Raw genomic sequence first — 15,491 nt, 5'->3', positions numbered from 1 at the left:
CCGGTTACACTGCGCGCATGGATGATGCCAGCCTGTTCCGCACTGCCGCCGACGCCCTGGCTGGCGAGGGCTGGTGCGTGCTGAACGACCTGCTGACGGCGGCGCAGACTCGTGCGCTGGCCGACGAGTGTACTGCGCTGTATGCGGCGCAGCGGCTGGCGCCGGCGCGGGTAGGTGCAGCGCACACGGCCACGGAGTTGCGCGGCGACCGCACGCAGTGGTTCGACCCCGCCGCGCCGAGCGGGCCGCAACAGGCGTTCCTCGCCCGCACCGACGCGTTGCGCTGCACACTCAACCGCGAGCTGATGCTGGGTCTGGTGGAAAGCGAGGCGCACTACGCGGTGTATGTGCCCGGCGCGCGCTACGCGCGGCATCTCGACCGCCTGCGCGACGACGACGCGCGGGTGCTCTCGGCGGTGTTCTACCTCAACGAGGGCTGGCAGGAAGCCGATGGCGGCGCGCTGCAGCTGTACCTGGGCGACGGCACGCACCGCGACATCCTCCCGCGCGCCGGCACGCTGCTGCTGTTCCTCTCCGCGCAGTTCGAGCACGAGGTGCTGCCGGCCACGCGCGACCGCCTGAGCATCGCCTGCTGGATGCGCCAGCGCAGCGCCGGGCGGATCGCGTAGGAGCCCGCTCGCGGGCGATGCTTTTGGAGCCGGGATTCGGGATTCGGGATTCGGGATTCGCAAAAGCGGGAGCATCGCCCGCGAGCGGGCTCCTACGGGTTGGGTGCGGCGCCGAGCAGTTCGATTTCAACGAGGGCTTGCCTGGCGCCATCCGTCGATGGATCCAGGCGCAGCCGGTAGTACGCGTACTCGCCCGGTTCGCGCACGGCGAAAGCCCGGGTCTGCTGCGGCCAGGCGAAGCGTTCGTCACGGCGTGTATCGAGGGTGGACCAGTGCTGTCCATCGGCGGAGCCCTGCAACTGCCAGCCCGACGGCGCCGCGAGCGTGCTGCCGGCGGTCAGCGTGAGCATGCTCACCCGCAGCGGCCGCGCGAAGCGCCAGTCGATCGTGGTCGCTACACCGGGCAGCATCACTTCGGCGCCGGAGTCGTGGTTGAACAGCAGCGGCAGCCCCGCCGTGGCGGGCGCGGCGTGGGTGCGGCCCAGCCGCTGGTCGAGCAGATTGCGCCACGGCTGCGGCAGGCCCGCAGCCGTGAGCGATGGCGGCGCGGCATCTTCGCCGCTGGCCCAGCGCGAAGGCCTTGGCCCCATCGCGAACTGCAGCGTGGCGCCCTGCGCCAGCAACGTATGCGGCAGGGTCAGCCGGTTCCACGGCTGGCCGTTGACGTGCAGGCCCTGCACGTAGCGGTTGACGTCGCTGACTGCCGGCGCGTCGATCACCAAGTGCTTGCCGTTCTCCAGCGCGATGTCCATGTGCGGGAAGTAAGGCGCGCCGATCACGTACTCCGGCGTGCCCATGCGCAGCGGGTAGAAACCGGCGGCGCCGAACAGGTACCAGGCGGACATCTCGCCGTTGTCCTCGTCGCCCGGGTAGCCCTGGCCGATCTCGCTGCCGACGTAGAGGCGGCTCAGCACGTCGCGCAGCTTGTCCTGCGCCTTCCACGGCTGTCCGGCGAAGTCGTACATGTAGATGATGTGGTGCGAAGGCTGGTTGCTGTGGCCGTACTGGCCCATGCGCACGTCGCGCGCCTCCAGCATCTCGTGGATCGGTTCGCCGTAGCTGCCGACGTGGAACTCGCCCGGCGTGGCGAACAACGCGTCGAGCTTCGCCGCCAGCGCGGCGCGACCACCGTACAGCGCGGCGAGCCCGACGCCGTCCTGCGGCGCGTGGAAGGCCATGTTCCAGGCGTCGGTCTCGGTGTAGTCGCCGCCCCAGCGCAGCGGGTCGAAATCCTGCGCGTCGTGACGCCACCGGCCCGCGGCGTCGCGGCCGACGAAGAAGCCGACGGCGGGGTCGAACAGGTTGGCGTAGCCCAGCGCGCGTTGACGGAAGTACGCCGCGTCGTCGGCGTAGTGCTTGGCATACGGGTCGTCCGCGGCCGGTTGCTGCGCCAGCGCGGCGGCGAGGTTGCCGATCGCGAAGTCGTTGATATAGCCGTCCATCGACCACGACAGTCCCTCGTCCACGCCGGTGTCGGTGTAGCCGTTGAAGATCGAGCGCTGCAGCCCCTTGCGGCCGGTGCCGGCGAGCGGGCTGACCACCGTGGCGTCCTTCAGGGCGGACTGGTAGAACGCGCGCACGTCGAAATGGCGCACGCCCTTCAACCACGCGTCGGCGAACGCCACGTCGGCGCTGGTGCCGACCATCAGGTCGGCGTAGCCGGGCGACGACCAGCGCGCGATCCAGCCGCCGTCGCGGTACTGCTGCACGAAGCCGTCGATCATCTCGCCGGCTTTCGCGGGCGTGAGCAGCACGTAGGCCGGCCACGCGGTGCGGTAGGTGTCCCAGAAACCGTTGTTGACGTAGGGTTTGCCGTCGACGATCCGCGCGCCGGTGTGGGTCGGCGTGTCCTGGCCGGTCGGTGCGGAGAACGGGCTGGCATACCGATAACGCGGTTGCGTCGCGCTGCCGGTGTTCTCGTAGGCCTCGTTCGGATACAGGAACAGGCGATAGAGGTTGGAGTACAGCGTGGTCCGTTCGTCGGCGCTGGCGCCATCCACGCTGACGATGCCGAGCTGTGCATCCCATTGCTGCTGCGCGCGCCCGCGCACGTCGTCGAAGCTCTCGCCCGGCGCGATCTCCAGCGCCAGGTTGTGCTGCGCCTGCTCCAGGCTGATCAGCGAAGTGGCGATGCGCAGGTTCAGCACTTTCGTCTTCGTCGTGTCGAAGCCGAACCAGGCGGCGACGTGGTCGCGCCCTTCGCCGCCCAGGCGCCCGCTCTCGCTGACCGGCTGGTCGAGCGTGCCGTAGAAGAACAGCCGGGTGGCGCCGGCGGAGAGCCGGCTCTTCACGTCGGACCAGCCACTGAAGCTGCGCGTCGCCGGGTCCAGCACGATGCCGCCGCGGTCGTCGCGGTTGTCGAACACCAGCTGCGAGCGATCGCCCGCGAAGGTGAAGCGGAACATCGCGGCATGGTCGGTCGGCGCGAGCTCGGCGACGATGCCGTCGTCGAACGCCACGCGGTAGGTGTGCGCGTGCGCGGTCTCGTTCGCATGGCTGAAGCTCAGCGCGCGCGCCGCGCGGTTCGCGCTGGGCGCGCCATGGGCCATCGCGGCCGGCATCAGCTGGAAGGTCTGCCGGTCACCCATCCATGGGCTCGGCTCGTGCGACAGCGCGAACGCCTCCAGCCGCGGGCGGTTGTCGGCGCCGTTGCGCTGCTGGTACTGATACATCCAGTCGGAGCCGGCGTCGGTCACCGGCGTCCAGAAGTTGAAGCCGTGCGGCACGGCCACCGCGGGAAAGGTGTTGCCGCGCGAGAAGCGGGCGTTGGAGTTGCTGCCGCGGCGGGTGTCGACGAACTCGCTGGGGTGCCGGCGCGTATCGGCGGGTGCGGCGCCGATGCGCAGGTCGTCCAGGTAGCCCTCGAAGCGCGCGGCCGCGCCGTCGTGCATCAGCACGATGCGCTTGATCGTGCGCCCGGCGGCAACCGCGCCCACGTCGATCGAAAGCTGGTTCCACTGGTCCGGATACAGCGTACGGCCCTCGCCCTGCGCACGCGCCGCGGCGCCGATGCGATGCTGGTCGCGTGCGCCGCGGGTGGACAGCCGGCTGCCGTCGTCGAACAACAGGTCCGCCGCCACGTAGTCGGCCGGGTTGCGCAGGTCGCCCGCGTTCGACTGCGGGAAGATCAGGTACGACAGCTGCGTATCCGGTTGCACCGGCAGGTTCACCGCGTACAGCTCCGCCTGTTGCCGCCCGCCGCTGCTGCCGCGGTAGTGCAGCGAACGCTGTCCGCTGAAACCGACGCCCGGCTTGGCCGTCAATGCCGCCGCCTGACCGGGGCCGCCGGCCACCTCGACCGTGAACGCGGCGCCCGCCAGCGGCGGCGCCGGCGCCGGTTCGCCGCTTTCGAACGAACGCAGGAAGCTGGTGTCGGTGGCGCCAGCTGCAAGGCACGGCAGCAGGCAGGCCAGCCAGATACCTCGACGCAGCCCGCCGGATGCGACCCGCCATGCCTTCCGTCCTGATCCGACCATGTCCGCCCCCGGTACCCGCGATGACGGTGCGCATTCGTCCGTGGCACCCGCTCTCCAGGCGATCGTACCGATATTCAGCCCGCCGGCCCGGCCGCGTCCGCCACCGCATTGAAGCGCATGGCGATGTAGTCGTCGGTGTAGCTGGTCATGCCCCAGTCGCGGATGAAGCCGCAGTGGCCGCCGTAGGGCGCAATGTCCAGCTCGACGTTGGCTGGCAACTCGAGCCTTTCGAAGCCGGCGATGGGAATCACCGGGTCATCCCTGGCGGTGAGGATGGTGGCGGGAATCTGCAGCGCCTGCATGCTGTCGCCGGCCACCGAATAGCCGTCCAGATACTGTTGCAACGACTTGAAGTCGGTATGCCGCAGCACCAGCGATTCGGTCAGCCCGCGCAGGTGCTGTTTCAGTTCGGACATCTCGAAGTACCGGTGCTGCGGGAACGCCTTCTGCTTGGCCAGCAGCGAGTGCCGCCACTTGCGCATGAAGTACGCCTGGTAGAACCACGGCGCGGTTTCCTCTAGCGAGAACAGGCCTTCGCCGGGGTCGATGATCGGACACACCGCCAGCGCGTAGCTGAGCGGAATGCCCACCCGCGAGGTTTGCATCGCCGCACGCAGCGCGAAGTTGCCGCCCAGCGAGAAGCCGGCCAGCGCCATCGGCCGCGCCGGCCAGCGCGCGGCGATGTCGCCCAGGGCGTGCACCACCTCGTCGAGGCGGCAGGAGTGGAACAGCGCCTCGTTGAGCCCGTAGCTGTCGCCGTGGTCGCGGAAATTCAGCCGGAAGATGTCCCAGCCGTCGGCAAGCAGGCGACTGCCGGTCTGCAGCACATAGGTGGAATCGACGCTGCCTTCCCAGCCGTGGAACAGCACGGCCAGGCCGCGCGACTGCGGCTGCGTTTTCTGTGCGGTGTAGGCGCCGGTGAGGCGCACACCGCTGCCACCGTCGACCACCACTGACTCGGCGCCCTGCAGTACGGTCTTTGCCGCGCGCGGCAGCAGCAGGCGACGCACCCCGCTGGAGGACAGCATGGTCTGGATGTGGCCGCTGCGCAGCGGCCAGGGAGGTCGGAAATCCTTTCCGTGCAGCAGGCTCATCCGGGGCAGTCTTCCAGTGCGGCGGCGATGCGCTCGCGCGCCAGCTCGGCCATGCGCCGGCGCGCATCCGGGGTGGCCGGTACCGGCGCCAGGAAATGCACCTCGGCGTCCAGCGGTGCCTCGCCCAGCATGCGCACGATGTTTTGCATGAAATTCTCGTCCTCGCGGAAGCCGGCATCGATCACCCGGCGGCCGTCGCGGGCGAAACGCAGCGCCACCGGCTGCACCGGCACCGTGGCATCCAGCGCGGCCTGGAAGATGCGTGCATGGAAGACCTTCAGCACGCCGTTGTAGCCGGTACCGCCTTCCGGGAATACCGCCACTGAACGGCCCTCGCGCAGCCGCTCGACCATCACCTGCATCACCGCGGACAGCGAATGGTTGTTGCCGCGGCGATGGAAGATGGTGCCGCCGCTCCTGGCCAGCCAGCCGACCAGCGGCCAGCCGGCGATCTCCGCCTTGGCCACGAAGCAGACCGCGCGCTGGCTGTGCAGCATCACGATGTCGATCCACGAGGTGTGGTTGGCGACGAACAGCACCGGATCGCGCTGCGCCTCGCCGAAACGCACCGAGCGCAGGCCAAAGATGCGCAACAGCCTGACCGACCACCAGCGGATCATGCGGTGCGCGAACGGCTCGCGGCCGTCCTTCATCACTGCCTGCTGGTTCCAGCTGAGGACCAACGCGCACACCGCAACGCCAAGCACGATGTGCAGCAGCACCAGCGGCACCCGCCATACATAACGCAGCGGACGCAAGGGATCGCGTTCGGGAACGGTATCGGTATCGGTATCGGTGCTCATCAGTCCGGCAAGTTTAGCGTCAATGACGCCCCGCTTCGGCAGTACGTGCGCGCACCGTCGCAGCGGGTGACGCGGCCGGCGCGCTTCAGCCTTCGCGGCTGGCGTCGATCAGGCAGCCCGCGGCGCGCGCCAGGATGCGCGCCGGGCCACCGTCACCGAAGGTCTGGCCGGAAACGTAACTGCCCTCGATCAGCAGCAGCAACCCGTCGGCCAGCGCCGCCGGATCGCGCGCGCCGATCGCCTCGCTCAGGTGTCGCAGGCGCTCGCGCAGTGCACGCTTGCTGTCCACCGCGACCTGGTGCGCCGGATGCGCGGGGTCGGGATATTCGATCACCGCGTTGGTCAATCCGCAGCCGCGGTAGCCGACGCCGCTGGCGCGCGACGCGAGACCCTCCAGATAGGCCAGCAGCTGGCCGCGAGGGTCGCCGGGGTGGCTCACCGCCAATTCCTCGAAACGCTGGCGGAAACGCTGGTCGTAGTCGCGCAGGTAGGCCGCCGCCAGCTCGTCCTTCGATTCGAAGGCGCGGTACAGGCTGGGCTTGGTGACGCCGGCACGGTTGACGATCTCCTCCACCCCGATGGCACGGATGCCCTTGCGGTAGAACAGCTCGAAAGCGGTGTCCCGGATACGGTCGGCCGCGCGGCGCGGCGCTTCGGCGGGGGGAGCTTCCCTGGTTCTGGAACGGCGGGACATGGCCTGACCTGATTGAGCATGACCGGTTGACAATGTTACCGAGCGGTACATACGCTGCGCCTCCCATCCGTACCGATCGGTAACATGACTATACAGCGCTCACGGCCGTTCGGCCAAAACTACGCGTTCGTGGTGCTTGCGGTGGTGTTCCTCGCCCTGCTCGTCTCGGCCGGCATGCGCGGCACGCCGGGCGTGCTGATGCTGCCGCTGGGCCGTGCCTTCGGCTGGAGCCGGGACAGCATCTCGACCGCCGCGGCGGTCGGCATCCTGCTGTACGGCCTGATGGGTCCGTTCGCCGCAGCATTGATGCAGCGCTTCGGCATCCGCCGCGTGCTGCTCATCGCGCTGTCCGTGATGGCGCTGGCGGCCGCCGGCAGCGCCGCGATGACCCGGCCCTGGCAGCTGCTGCTGAGCTGGGGCGTGCTGTCCGGCGCCGGCACCGGCTGCGTGGCGGTGGTGCTGGGCGCCACCGTGGTCGGCCGCTGGTTCAGCAGCCATCGTGGCCTGGTGATGGGCCTGCTGACCGCCAGCACCGCCACCGGCACGCTGATCTTCCTGCCGGGCCTGGCCGCCATCGCCGAGTACGCCGGCTGGCGCGCGGTGGTGCTGACCATCGCCGCCTGCTGCCTCGCGCTGCTGCCGCTGGTGCTATGGCTGCTGCCGGAGCGGCCGGCCGACATCGGCCTGGTCCGCTACGGCGCCGGGCCGGACGAGCCCGCCGATGCCGGCACCACGAGCGGCAATCTGTTTGCGCTGACCCTGGGCGCCCTGCGGCGCGCCAGCAGGCGCGGCGCGTTCTGGTACCTGTTCGCCACCTTCTTCGTCTGCGGCTTCACCACCAACGGCCTGATCGGCACGCACTTCATCGCGCTGTGCGGCGACCACGGCATTCCCGAGGTACGTGCGGCCGGGCTGCTGGCGATGATGGGGATCTTCGACCTGTTCGGCACCACGGCCTCGGGCTGGCTCACCGACCGCGTCGACCCGCGCAAGCTGCTGTTCGCCTATTACGGCCTGCGCGGTCTATCGCTGATCTATCTGCCGTATTCCGATTTCTCGCTGTACAGCCTGTCGTTGTTCGGCGTGTTCTACGGACTGGACTGGATCGCCACCGTGCCGCCCACGCTGCGCCTCACCACCGATGCCTTCGGCGAGCGCGACGCGCCGGTGGTGTTCGGCTGGGTGGTGGCCGGCCATCAGGTGGGTGCCGCCACAGCCGCGTTCATGGCCGGCGCGCTGCGCGTGCAGCTGGGCAGCTATCTGATGCCGTTCGTGGTCGCCGGCGCCACCGGCGTGGCGGCGGCCTTCCTCGCCCTGCGCATTCGCCGGCGCAACGATGATGCGCCGCTGGCCCTGGCCGGCGAGGCCGCTTGAGCGTCAACGGTCCAGCTGGCCCAGCGGCAACGACGGCGAGCGCTTCACCGTGCGCAGCACGAAACTGGAATTGACGTCGGCCACGCCGGCGGCGTTCAGCAGATGGTCGAGCAGGAAGCGCGAGAAATCCTGCAGGTCGGCCACATAGACATGCAGCAGGTAATCCATGTCGCCGGTCAGCGCATGGCAGGCGACCACCTCGTCCCAGTCGTTGACGCGCTCGACGAAGCCTTCGATCGCCGCGCTCTCGTGCTTCACCAGTTGCACCCGCACGAAGGCCTGCAGGCCCAGCCCCACCGCCTGCGGGTCGATCTGCGCGGCGTAGCCGGTGATGATCCTGTCCGCTTCCAGCCGTTGCAGCCGGCGCAGGCACGCCGACGGCGACAGGCTGACCCGCTCGGCCAGCTCGGCATTGGTGATGCGGCCTTCGCCCTGCAGCACGGCGAGCAGACGCAGATCGGTGCGATCGAGTGTCGTCATATGCAATATACGTTCAGTGTTACTGGCAAATGCGCAATAATAATGCGCTAGCGGCCCTGTCTTCAGCAACAAAGCAATCTTCGTGCGGGCGAACCACCGTAAGCTTGTTGCCGCATCAGCCCACGCCCGCTCCGGAGCACGCCATGGACACGCCCCGCAAAGTCGAACACCAGCAGACCGATCGCGGCTACGTGCCGGTGTACGCCACCGGCGTGGTCGAGCAGCCGTGGGCCAGCTACAGCCAGACCGACCACGAGGTATGGGACACCTTGTTCAAGCGCCAGCGCGAGCTGCTGCCCGGCCGCGCCTGCCAGGAATTCCTCGACGGCGTGGAACGCTTCGGCCTGGGCGACGGCGGTATCCCGAAGTTCGCCGACATGAACAAGGTGCTCGGCGCCGCCACCGGCTGGGAGCTGGTCGCGGTAGAAGGCCTGCTGCCGGACGAGGTGTTCTTCGACCACCTGGCCCACCGCCGCTTCCCGGTCAGCTGGTGGATCAGGAAGCCCGACCAGCTCGACTACCTGAGCGAGCCGGACCTGTTCCACGACATGTTCGGCCACGTGCCGCTGCTGCTCAACCCGGTGTTCGCCGACTACATGCAGGCTTACGGCCGCGGCGGCATGAAGGCGTTCGCGCTCGGCCCCGACGCGCTGATGAACCTGACCCGGCTGTACTGGTACACGGTCGAGTTCGGCCTGATCAACACCAGCGAAGGCATGCGCATCTACGGCGCCGGCATCGTCAGCTCCAAAGGCGAGTCGATCTACTGCCTCGATTCGCCCTCGCCGAATCGTATCGGTTTCGGCCTGGAGCGCGTGATGAGCACGCGCTACCGCATTGACACTTACCAACAGACCTACTTCGTGATCGACAGCTTCGAGCAGCTGTTCGAAGCCACCCATCCCGACTTCACGCCGATCTACGCGAAGCTCGAGGCCGAGCCCGCACATGCCGCCGGCGACGTGCTCGACGGCGAACGCGTGTTCACCCGCGGCGACCGCGTGGGCTGGGCGACCAACGCGGATACCTGACTTCTCGGCGAACCGTCGCACCATTCGCTCTTTCGGCGAGATCTGTGGCGCAACACTCACTGCAGAGGTCGGCTGAGCCCCACTTTGGACTCGGGACTCAGTGGGACTCGACTCGGCTCCGGTGCGGGCCGCTGATAGCACCGGCAATGTTTGCCTCTGGGTCGCAAGCGGACCTGATCCGCTTGCGGGCAATGCGACCGAATGGCAGCACACGGCCACCCGAGTCAGCTCGACCACATGATCTCCCTGGAGCGGAAGCTGCTGATTCCAGCATGCCAAAGCAAAACGCCCCACTTGCGTAGGGCGCCCGCTGCACCAGGGCAGTCCATGGCCATTGCAGTACGGCCGCGATCAGCTGCTTTATCAGCTCGGTCGCCGTCTAGATGGCGACCCACTTTAGGCATGCCTTAGGAAGGTGACCATGCCCCGGGAAACGTATCCCCTGGCCCGGACATCGACCCGGCGGCCATCATCAATCTCCCGTCCCTGCTGGCGAGGGCAACGTCCAGATCGACGCATCACCGGACCGTAGCCCGAACACCAAGCCGCGTCGAAGAACGTACGCATCCCGGGCCGAATCACCATCTCCAGCGAATAGCTGGCGATGCGCGTGCGCGCCAAAAACGGGCTGACCAACAAGACTGTCGATTGATCCCTTCATGGCCGCGCCAGCGCGTCGGTGACCAGGCCGATTCCGAGCGCCCTGTCGGTCTTTGCGATGGATTGGCGAGCTTCTCGGATGGCGCCGGTGAGCGCTCGGATGGCGTCGATGGTCTCGGGGATCACGATGCTCTGATTGTCGACCATGTAGGCATAGAAGAGCTCGTCGCCCTCGACCCGCAACATATCGCTCCAGAGCGCCACTTCGTAGAGATTCTCGTACGGTCGGCCAAGGTCGATCATGAGCTCCTTGACGGTGTTGAGCGCGGTCAGCCCCTCATCCATGCGGATGAGGGCAATACGCGAGACTGCACGGAAGGCATCCAGCACCTCCTCCTTTCCGGCCTTGCGGGTCATCTGCACCGACCAGTAGTGCAGGTGTGCGAGGGTTTCCGGGACCTTGACCGCCATCGTGATGACGTCGAGTTCCGGGTCGACGCTCTTTGCATCCGGCCCCTGATGGCTTGGGATCTCGCGTTCGGGTACCAGCGTGTTCATGATCCCGCCCTTATGGCTTTCCCATGGATCGGTGGCGCGGCGAAGCAGCGTACCGCGCGCGCGGCGCAGTAGCCCTGCTCGCTTCAAGGCCGTCAGGGTGCGAACGATCGAAGTCGTGTTGCAGGACACGACACGGGTGCTGTCCCGGCCGAGGGCGCTGTCATAGTTCGACTCGGCGACGAAGGAGTGGCCTGTGACGTCGTGCTTCTCGCCGCCCTGGACAATGAACTTGATCCCTCTCTTCCGGTAAAGGTCGACGTTCTTCGACGCAACTCCCTTCGGCGTGCAGTCGACCACCAGGTCAGCCGCCCCGAGCAGGTCGTCCAGGGTCCCTGCGACGTCGAGACCTGCATCGCGCATCGCCTGCACGTGCTCGGTGCCGGCCCCGAAAAGACGAAACCCCTTGTGGGTGGCCATACGAGACCGCCAATCGGTGCCGATGTCGCACACGCCGACAAGCTCCATATCGTCCTGCCGGGCGACCGCCTCGGCTACACGCTTGCCGATGACGCCGTAACCGTTGACTGCCACCCGGGGCTTGCTGGTCGTGTTCATCTGCTCCTCCTTGCTTTCTTTCAGGGCTACGCGTGTCGGCCTCACTGATTCTGGAAACCATACACCGCCGCCCGAATCGAGGCTTCAACCCGATGTGAAAATCCTGGAAAGAATCCCCGGTGCGCCGACTCCTGTTCGATCCCAATGGTGTGGTGATGGATACCGCCTGCCTTCAGGCTGCGACATGGACCCAGGTGGTCAACGCTTTTCGGCAGAGGGCGATTCACCCAACCGCTACAAGCTTTCAAAACAGGCTGGTGTCCTTATGTGTGTTGTACGTGTTCTCCGCCGAGCAGCCGGCACCGACTACTGCCGACTCGCTCGGCGCCCGTGCGCATCCACCCACGGCCGCACAATGCCGATCCACAGCTCGTAGCCTGTGCGGTTCATGTGCAGGCCGTCCTGGGCGAACCATTTGTCCCGCGGCTGGCTATCCTTGCCGAGCATCGGCGTGAAGATGTCGAGGTACGCCACCTGCCGCTGCGTGGCCGCCCAGTCGCGCACCAGTGCATTCGCCTCGCGGATCTTCGGCAATAGCGCCTTGCGCGCCACGCTCGGCTTGATCGCGATGAAGGCGATCGACACGCCGGGGTCATATGAGCGCGCCTTGCGCACGAAGGCGGCGAAGTCATCGTGCACCTGCTGCGGGCGGCGGCCGGCCTCGAGGTCGTTGTCGCCGGCATACATCACGATAGCCCGTGGGTGGTACGGCGCCACGATGCGGTCGGCGAAGTAGGTGCTGTCGGCGATCTGCGAGCCGCCGAAGCCGCGGTTGAGCGTGTGCGCCTCAGGAAAGTACGCCGCCAGCGAGGTCCACATACGGATCGACGAGCTGCCGATGAACAGCACCGCGCCCGGCGCCGGCGGATGTGCCCGATCCGCGGCCTGGAACGCTGCGATCTCCGCGTTCCACTGCGCGTGGTCGTTCTCACGGTTGTCGCGCGCCGCCGCCAGCAACGGCCACAGCAGCAGGAACAGCAGCAGGTTGCGCAGGGTCTTCATCGGCTCACCTCGGGCTTGTCCGTCCACAGGCTAGCGTGGCCGCGCCAGCTCCGATACCGCCAGCACCTGCGCGATGCGCGTGCCGTCCCAGCGATAGACCAGGTGTTGCGCCTGCGTGCACGGCGCCACCACATCGGGCTGGAATGCGGCCAGGCATTCGCCGCCGCGATGGCGGGCGCTGTCGTAGACGATGCCGTTGGAGCCTGCGTCGCGCAGTTCGCGCGCCAGCGCCACGCTGGCGGCATAGCTGGCGGGATCGTGCGCCGCGGCCCAGCCGCCACGGATATCGTGCAGCTTACTGTCGACGCTGGTGCGGTAGCAGCGCATCTCGATGTCGCAGACCGGCTCAGCGGTGGCGGCAAGGAAGCGCTCGCGGTGGTACGCGGTTTCCTCGACCGCGGTGGCAACGCTGTGCGCGGCATAGAACACGCCCCACGTGCCGTCGGAGAAGCGGCTACCTTCGGGGTTGAGATGGGTGAACGCGGCCATCACCGGGGTGGCGCCCGGTCCGCTGATGCGGTGCTCCTTTGGCACCAGCTTCAACGCGCCGGCTTCCTCGCGCAGGCGCGGGTTGGTCAGCGCCTCGATCGCGAACAGCGCATCGAGATCGGCCGGATCGGCGATGCGGTCGTACACCCCGACCGGCGGAAAGCGGCTGGGCACGATGCGAAAGGCCTGGCTCCAGCGGATACGCTTGAGAGGTGGCAGCTCATTTGGCATCTGGGTTCCAGAATGTGCTCCCTCCCCTGCGAAGCAGGGGAGGGTTGGGGTGGGGTCGCTCTTGATCCTGATGGAAGATCAAGAGCATTGCCCCCTCACCTGAAGGACTCCCTCCGGTCGCCGACCTCCCCCTGCCTTGCAGTAGGAAGAGCAGAGCAGGCAGCATCGTCTCGCTCGCCGCGACGCCCGTCGCCGCGACGCTTCACTCGCGCTGCGCATCCAGGTACTGACGCACCACGTAGAGGTCGGCCACGTTGCCGGACAACATGCGCTCCAGCGCGGAATGGCCGCCGAACAGCGACGCCGTGTTCGGCTTGTGCAACCAGGCATCGGCCTGGGCCGGGTCGGGGAACAGGATCTGCAGCGACTTCCAGATGCCGAGCAGGTAGCTGATCCGCTCCAGCGTGTCGCGCCCCAGGGCGCCGCCCTGCTGGCGCTTCCACTTGTAGAAGGTGGATTCGGGCGGATCGCCGAGCAGGCGGCGCTGGTCGGCGATGCGCAGTCGCCAGTGTTCGACGAGCCTGAAGAACGCGCGCAGCGCCGGGTCGGCGAGCGTGTCCGGCGGCGCGTAGCGGGGCGCGGCTTCGGCGATGCGGGTCGGGTGGGCAGCCATGAGACGACTCTCCCTGTGAAGTTATTTCAAATAATACTCCACAGATACAGCAAAGCCAACGACCGGTCCCCGCGGTTCAGCGCGCCGGAGCGCCCTTTGCCTTCGCGCAGTCGCACGCGTAGTCCGGCTCCGGGCCACCGTCGGCGATGAAGCGGTCGATGCGCTGCTGCAGTACCGGCAGCGGCACCGAACCCAGCGCGAGCACGGTGTCGTGGAAGTGGCGCAGGTCGAACTTCGCGCCCAGCGCCTGCTCCGCCTTCGCGCGCAGCTCGCGCAGCTTCAGGTAGCCCAGCTCGTACGACAGTGCCTGGCCCGGCCAGCTGATGTAGCGGTCCACCTCGTTGGCGATCTCGCGCGCGGACAGCGCGGTGTTTTCGGTCAGATAGTCGATCGCCTGCTGGCGCGTCCAGCCCAGGTGATGCACGCCGGTGTCGACCACCAGCCGGCAGGCGCGCCACATCTGGTAGCTGAGGTAGCCGAAGCGTTCGTACGGCGTGTGGTAGATGCCCATCTCGTTGCCGAGGTATTCCGAGTACAGCCCCCAGCCTTCGCCGTAGGCGGAGATGTAGCCGTTGCGGCGGAACGCGGGCTGGTCGCGCTGCTCGTCGGCCAGTTCCAGCTGCAGCGCGTGGCCGGGATAGCTCTCGTGCAGGGTCAGCGCCGGCACGTTGAACAGCGGCCGCGACTTCAGGTCGTAGGTGTTGACCAGGTAGGTGTCCGCGCCGCCGCGGCCGGAGGTGTAGTAGGGCGCGATGTCGGCCGGCACCGGCTTGATGGTGAAGTGCGCGCGCGGCAGGTGACCGAAGTAGCGCGGCATCTGGCCGTCCACCTGCTTGGCCACCCAGGCGCTGCGCATCAGCAGCTCTTCCGGCGTCTTCGCATGGAACTGCGGGTCGGTGCGCAGGAACTTCAGGAAGTCGGCAAAGCTGCCCTTGAAGCCGGTGTCCTGCATCACCTCCAGCATCCGTGCGTGGATCTTCGCCACCTGGTCGAGGCCGATGCGGTGGATGTCGTCCGGATCGAGCTCGAGCGTGGTGTACTCGCGGATCTGCTGGCGATAGTAGGCCTTGCCGTCGGGCAGCGCCTCCGCCGCCAACGTGGTGCGCGCCTGCGGCACGTATTCGTTGCGGAAGAACGCCAGCAGCTTCGCGTAGGCGGGGATCACCTCGTCACGGATGCGCTGCAGCGCCCGGCCCTGCAAGGCCTGCGCCTGGTCGGCGGGAATCGACGCCGGCAATCGCCTGAACGGCGCATAGAAGCTGCTCTGGGTCGGGTCCTTCAGTTCGGCCACCGCGGCAATCGACGCGTCACGGCCGCCAAGCACCGCCCGCGGCACGCTGAAGCCGCGCTTGAGGCCCGCGCGCATGTTCGCGATCTGCTGGTCGAAGTAGGCCGGGATCTGCTCCAGCCGGTCGAGGTAGCGCCGGTAGTCGTCGACCGTGCGCAGGCGGTCGCCCCCCAGCACGTAGCCGATGTCGGACCAGAACGCGGAGTCGCTGTTGAACGGCATCTGCCACGCCTTGAACCGCTGCGCGGCGAGCAGGTTGCCGATCTGCGCGCGGTACACGGCGTAGTTGACCTGGTCTTCGGCGGACAGCTGCCGTGGATCGATCGCGTCGAGTCGCTCCAGCACCTTCTGCCAGCGGTCGAGCCGGTGCCGCTGGCCGGCCGCATCGACGTTGTCCAGCCGGCCACCGTTTGGCTGCACCTCGCCGGAGGCAAGCACGCCGGACTGCGCGCTGCGCCAGCTCCATTCCTGCTGGTAGATCTGCCTGAAGCGCGCCGCCGCGTCCTGCCCGGCCCATGCCGGCGTCACCAGAACCAGTGCGCCCAGGCCCAGCCACGCCACTCTTGTTGCCATG

The 15,491-nt window shown here is 67.9% G+C and carries 13 protein-coding genes; 3 read left to right on the top strand and 10 right to left on the bottom strand.

The genetic code is table 11. The features are described from left to right. Positions 1-17 precede the first annotated feature (17 nt). The gene (locus tag LRK53_RS00235) at positions 18-629 is read left to right on the top strand and encodes a 2OG-Fe(II) oxygenase (RefSeq protein WP_235642433.1); all 612 of its coding nucleotides are present in this window, start codon (positions 18-20) and stop codon (positions 627-629) included. A 92-nt stretch (positions 630-721) separates the two neighbouring features. Here the strand turns inward: LRK53_RS00235 and LRK53_RS00230 are convergent, their stop codons facing one another. The 4 genes from LRK53_RS00230 to LRK53_RS00215 all read right to left on the bottom strand — a co-directional run bounded on the left by LRK53_RS00230 (position 722) and on the right by LRK53_RS00215 (position 6,696). Beyond that, on the bottom strand, positions 722-4,105 hold the full coding sequence (locus LRK53_RS00230) for a GH92 family glycosyl hydrolase (RefSeq protein WP_037088868.1): 3,384 nt from the start codon (positions 4,103-4,105) through the stop codon (positions 722-724). Positions 4,106-4,179: 74 nt separating this feature from the next. Next, positions 4,180-5,199, bottom strand: a complete 1,020-nt coding sequence (locus LRK53_RS00225; protein ID WP_027491507.1) for a YheT family hydrolase — start codon at positions 5,197-5,199, stop codon at positions 4,180-4,182. Further along, a complete protein-coding gene (locus LRK53_RS00220; protein WP_027491508.1) occupies positions 5,196-6,002 on the bottom strand; it encodes a lysophospholipid acyltransferase family protein in 807 nt (268 codons plus the stop codon). Before LRK53_RS00220 ends, LRK53_RS00225 begins: the two co-directional genes overlap by 4 nt. A gap of 85 nt (positions 6,003-6,087) precedes the next feature. Continuing rightward, positions 6,088-6,696, bottom strand: a complete 609-nt coding sequence (locus LRK53_RS00215; protein WP_027491509.1) for a TetR/AcrR family transcriptional regulator — start codon at positions 6,694-6,696, stop codon at positions 6,088-6,090. 84 nt (positions 6,697-6,780) lie between these two features. Between LRK53_RS00215 and LRK53_RS00210 the strand changes: the two genes are divergently transcribed. Continuing rightward, a complete protein-coding gene (locus LRK53_RS00210; protein ID WP_235642432.1) occupies positions 6,781-8,070 on the top strand; it encodes an MFS transporter in 1,290 nt (429 codons plus the stop codon). A 3-nt stretch (positions 8,071-8,073) separates the two neighbouring features. On the opposite strand, the gene LRK53_RS00205 is transcribed toward LRK53_RS00210, so the two are convergent. Beyond that, a complete protein-coding gene (locus tag LRK53_RS00205) occupies positions 8,074-8,550 on the bottom strand; it encodes an Lrp/AsnC family transcriptional regulator (protein WP_027491525.1) in 477 nt (158 codons plus the stop codon). A 143-nt stretch (positions 8,551-8,693) separates the two neighbouring features. Between LRK53_RS00205 and phhA the strand changes: the two genes are divergently transcribed. Continuing rightward, positions 8,694-9,581, top strand: a complete 888-nt coding sequence (gene phhA / locus LRK53_RS00200; RefSeq protein ID WP_235642431.1) for a phenylalanine 4-monooxygenase — start codon at positions 8,694-8,696, stop codon at positions 9,579-9,581. Between the two features lie 657 nt (positions 9,582-10,238). Here phhA and LRK53_RS00195 read toward each other — a convergent pair. The 5 genes from LRK53_RS00195 to LRK53_RS00175 form a co-directional block, all read right to left on the bottom strand. Beyond that, positions 10,239-11,294 (bottom strand): type II glyceraldehyde-3-phosphate dehydrogenase, encoded by a 1,056-nt coding sequence (locus LRK53_RS00195; RefSeq protein ID WP_027491523.1) that lies wholly within the window; start codon positions 11,292-11,294, stop codon positions 10,239-10,241. 306 nt (positions 11,295-11,600) lie between these two features. Then, positions 11,601-12,296: an SGNH/GDSL hydrolase family protein gene (locus tag LRK53_RS00190; protein ID WP_027491522.1), complete on the bottom strand. Its 696-nt coding sequence runs from the start codon at positions 12,294-12,296 to the stop codon at positions 11,601-11,603. Between the two features lie 30 nt (positions 12,297-12,326). Next, the gene (locus LRK53_RS00185; RefSeq protein WP_027491521.1) at positions 12,327-13,016 is read right to left on the bottom strand and encodes an RES family NAD+ phosphorylase; all 690 of its coding nucleotides are present in this window, start codon (positions 13,014-13,016) and stop codon (positions 12,327-12,329) included. 202 nt (positions 13,017-13,218) lie between these two features. Continuing rightward, complete coding sequence (locus LRK53_RS00180) at positions 13,219-13,629, bottom strand: MbcA/ParS/Xre antitoxin family protein (RefSeq protein ID WP_027491520.1); 411 nt, start codon at positions 13,627-13,629, stop codon at positions 13,219-13,221. A 76-nt stretch (positions 13,630-13,705) separates the two neighbouring features. Next, the gene (locus tag LRK53_RS00175; protein ID WP_037088887.1) at positions 13,706-15,490 is read right to left on the bottom strand and encodes a DUF885 domain-containing protein; all 1,785 of its coding nucleotides are present in this window, start codon (positions 15,488-15,490) and stop codon (positions 13,706-13,708) included. Position 15,491: the final 1 nt, after the last annotated feature.

The sequence above is a fragment of the Rhodanobacter thiooxydans genome, from assembly GCF_021545845.1.
Lineage (GTDB): Bacteria > Pseudomonadota > Gammaproteobacteria > Xanthomonadales > Rhodanobacteraceae > Rhodanobacter.
The sequence above is the reverse complement of the archived record's forward strand: the minus strand, read 5'-3'. Positions and strand labels throughout refer to the sequence as shown.

Excerpts from the sequence above, each read along its gene's own strand:
- LRK53_RS00175 (WP_037088887.1), bottom strand. The coding sequence starts at position 15,490 with ATGGCAACAAGAGTGGCGTGGCTGGGCCTGGGCGCACTGGTTCTGGTG.
- LRK53_RS00215 (WP_027491509.1), bottom strand. The coding sequence starts at position 6,696 with ATGTCCCGCCGTTCCAGAACCAGGGAAGCTCCCCCCGCCGAAGCGCCG.
- LRK53_RS00185 (WP_027491521.1), bottom strand. The coding sequence starts at position 13,016 with ATGCCAAATGAGCTGCCACCTCTCAAGCGTATCCGCTGGAGCCAGGCC.
- LRK53_RS00220 (WP_027491508.1), bottom strand. The coding sequence starts at position 6,002 with ATGAGCACCGATACCGATACCGATACCGTTCCCGAACGCGATCCCTTG.
- LRK53_RS00195 (WP_027491523.1), bottom strand. The coding sequence starts at position 11,294 with ATGAACACGACCAGCAAGCCCCGGGTGGCAGTCAACGGTTACGGCGTC.
- LRK53_RS00225 (WP_027491507.1), bottom strand. The coding sequence starts at position 5,199 with ATGAGCCTGCTGCACGGAAAGGATTTCCGACCTCCCTGGCCGCTGCGC.
- LRK53_RS00180 (WP_027491520.1), bottom strand. The coding sequence starts at position 13,629 with ATGGCTGCCCACCCGACCCGCATCGCCGAAGCCGCGCCCCGCTACGCG.
- phhA (WP_235642431.1), top strand. The coding sequence starts at position 8,694 with ATGGACACGCCCCGCAAAGTCGAACACCAGCAGACCGATCGCGGCTAC.
- LRK53_RS00205 (WP_027491525.1), bottom strand. The coding sequence starts at position 8,550 with ATGACGACACTCGATCGCACCGATCTGCGTCTGCTCGCCGTGCTGCAG.
- LRK53_RS00210 (WP_235642432.1), top strand. The coding sequence starts at position 6,781 with ATGACTATACAGCGCTCACGGCCGTTCGGCCAAAACTACGCGTTCGTG.
- LRK53_RS00235 (WP_235642433.1), top strand. The coding sequence starts at position 18 with ATGGATGATGCCAGCCTGTTCCGCACTGCCGCCGACGCCCTGGCTGGC.
- LRK53_RS00230 (WP_037088868.1), bottom strand. The coding sequence starts at position 4,105 with ATGGTCGGATCAGGACGGAAGGCATGGCGGGTCGCATCCGGCGGGCTG.
- LRK53_RS00190 (WP_027491522.1), bottom strand. The coding sequence starts at position 12,296 with ATGAAGACCCTGCGCAACCTGCTGCTGTTCCTGCTGCTGTGGCCGTTG.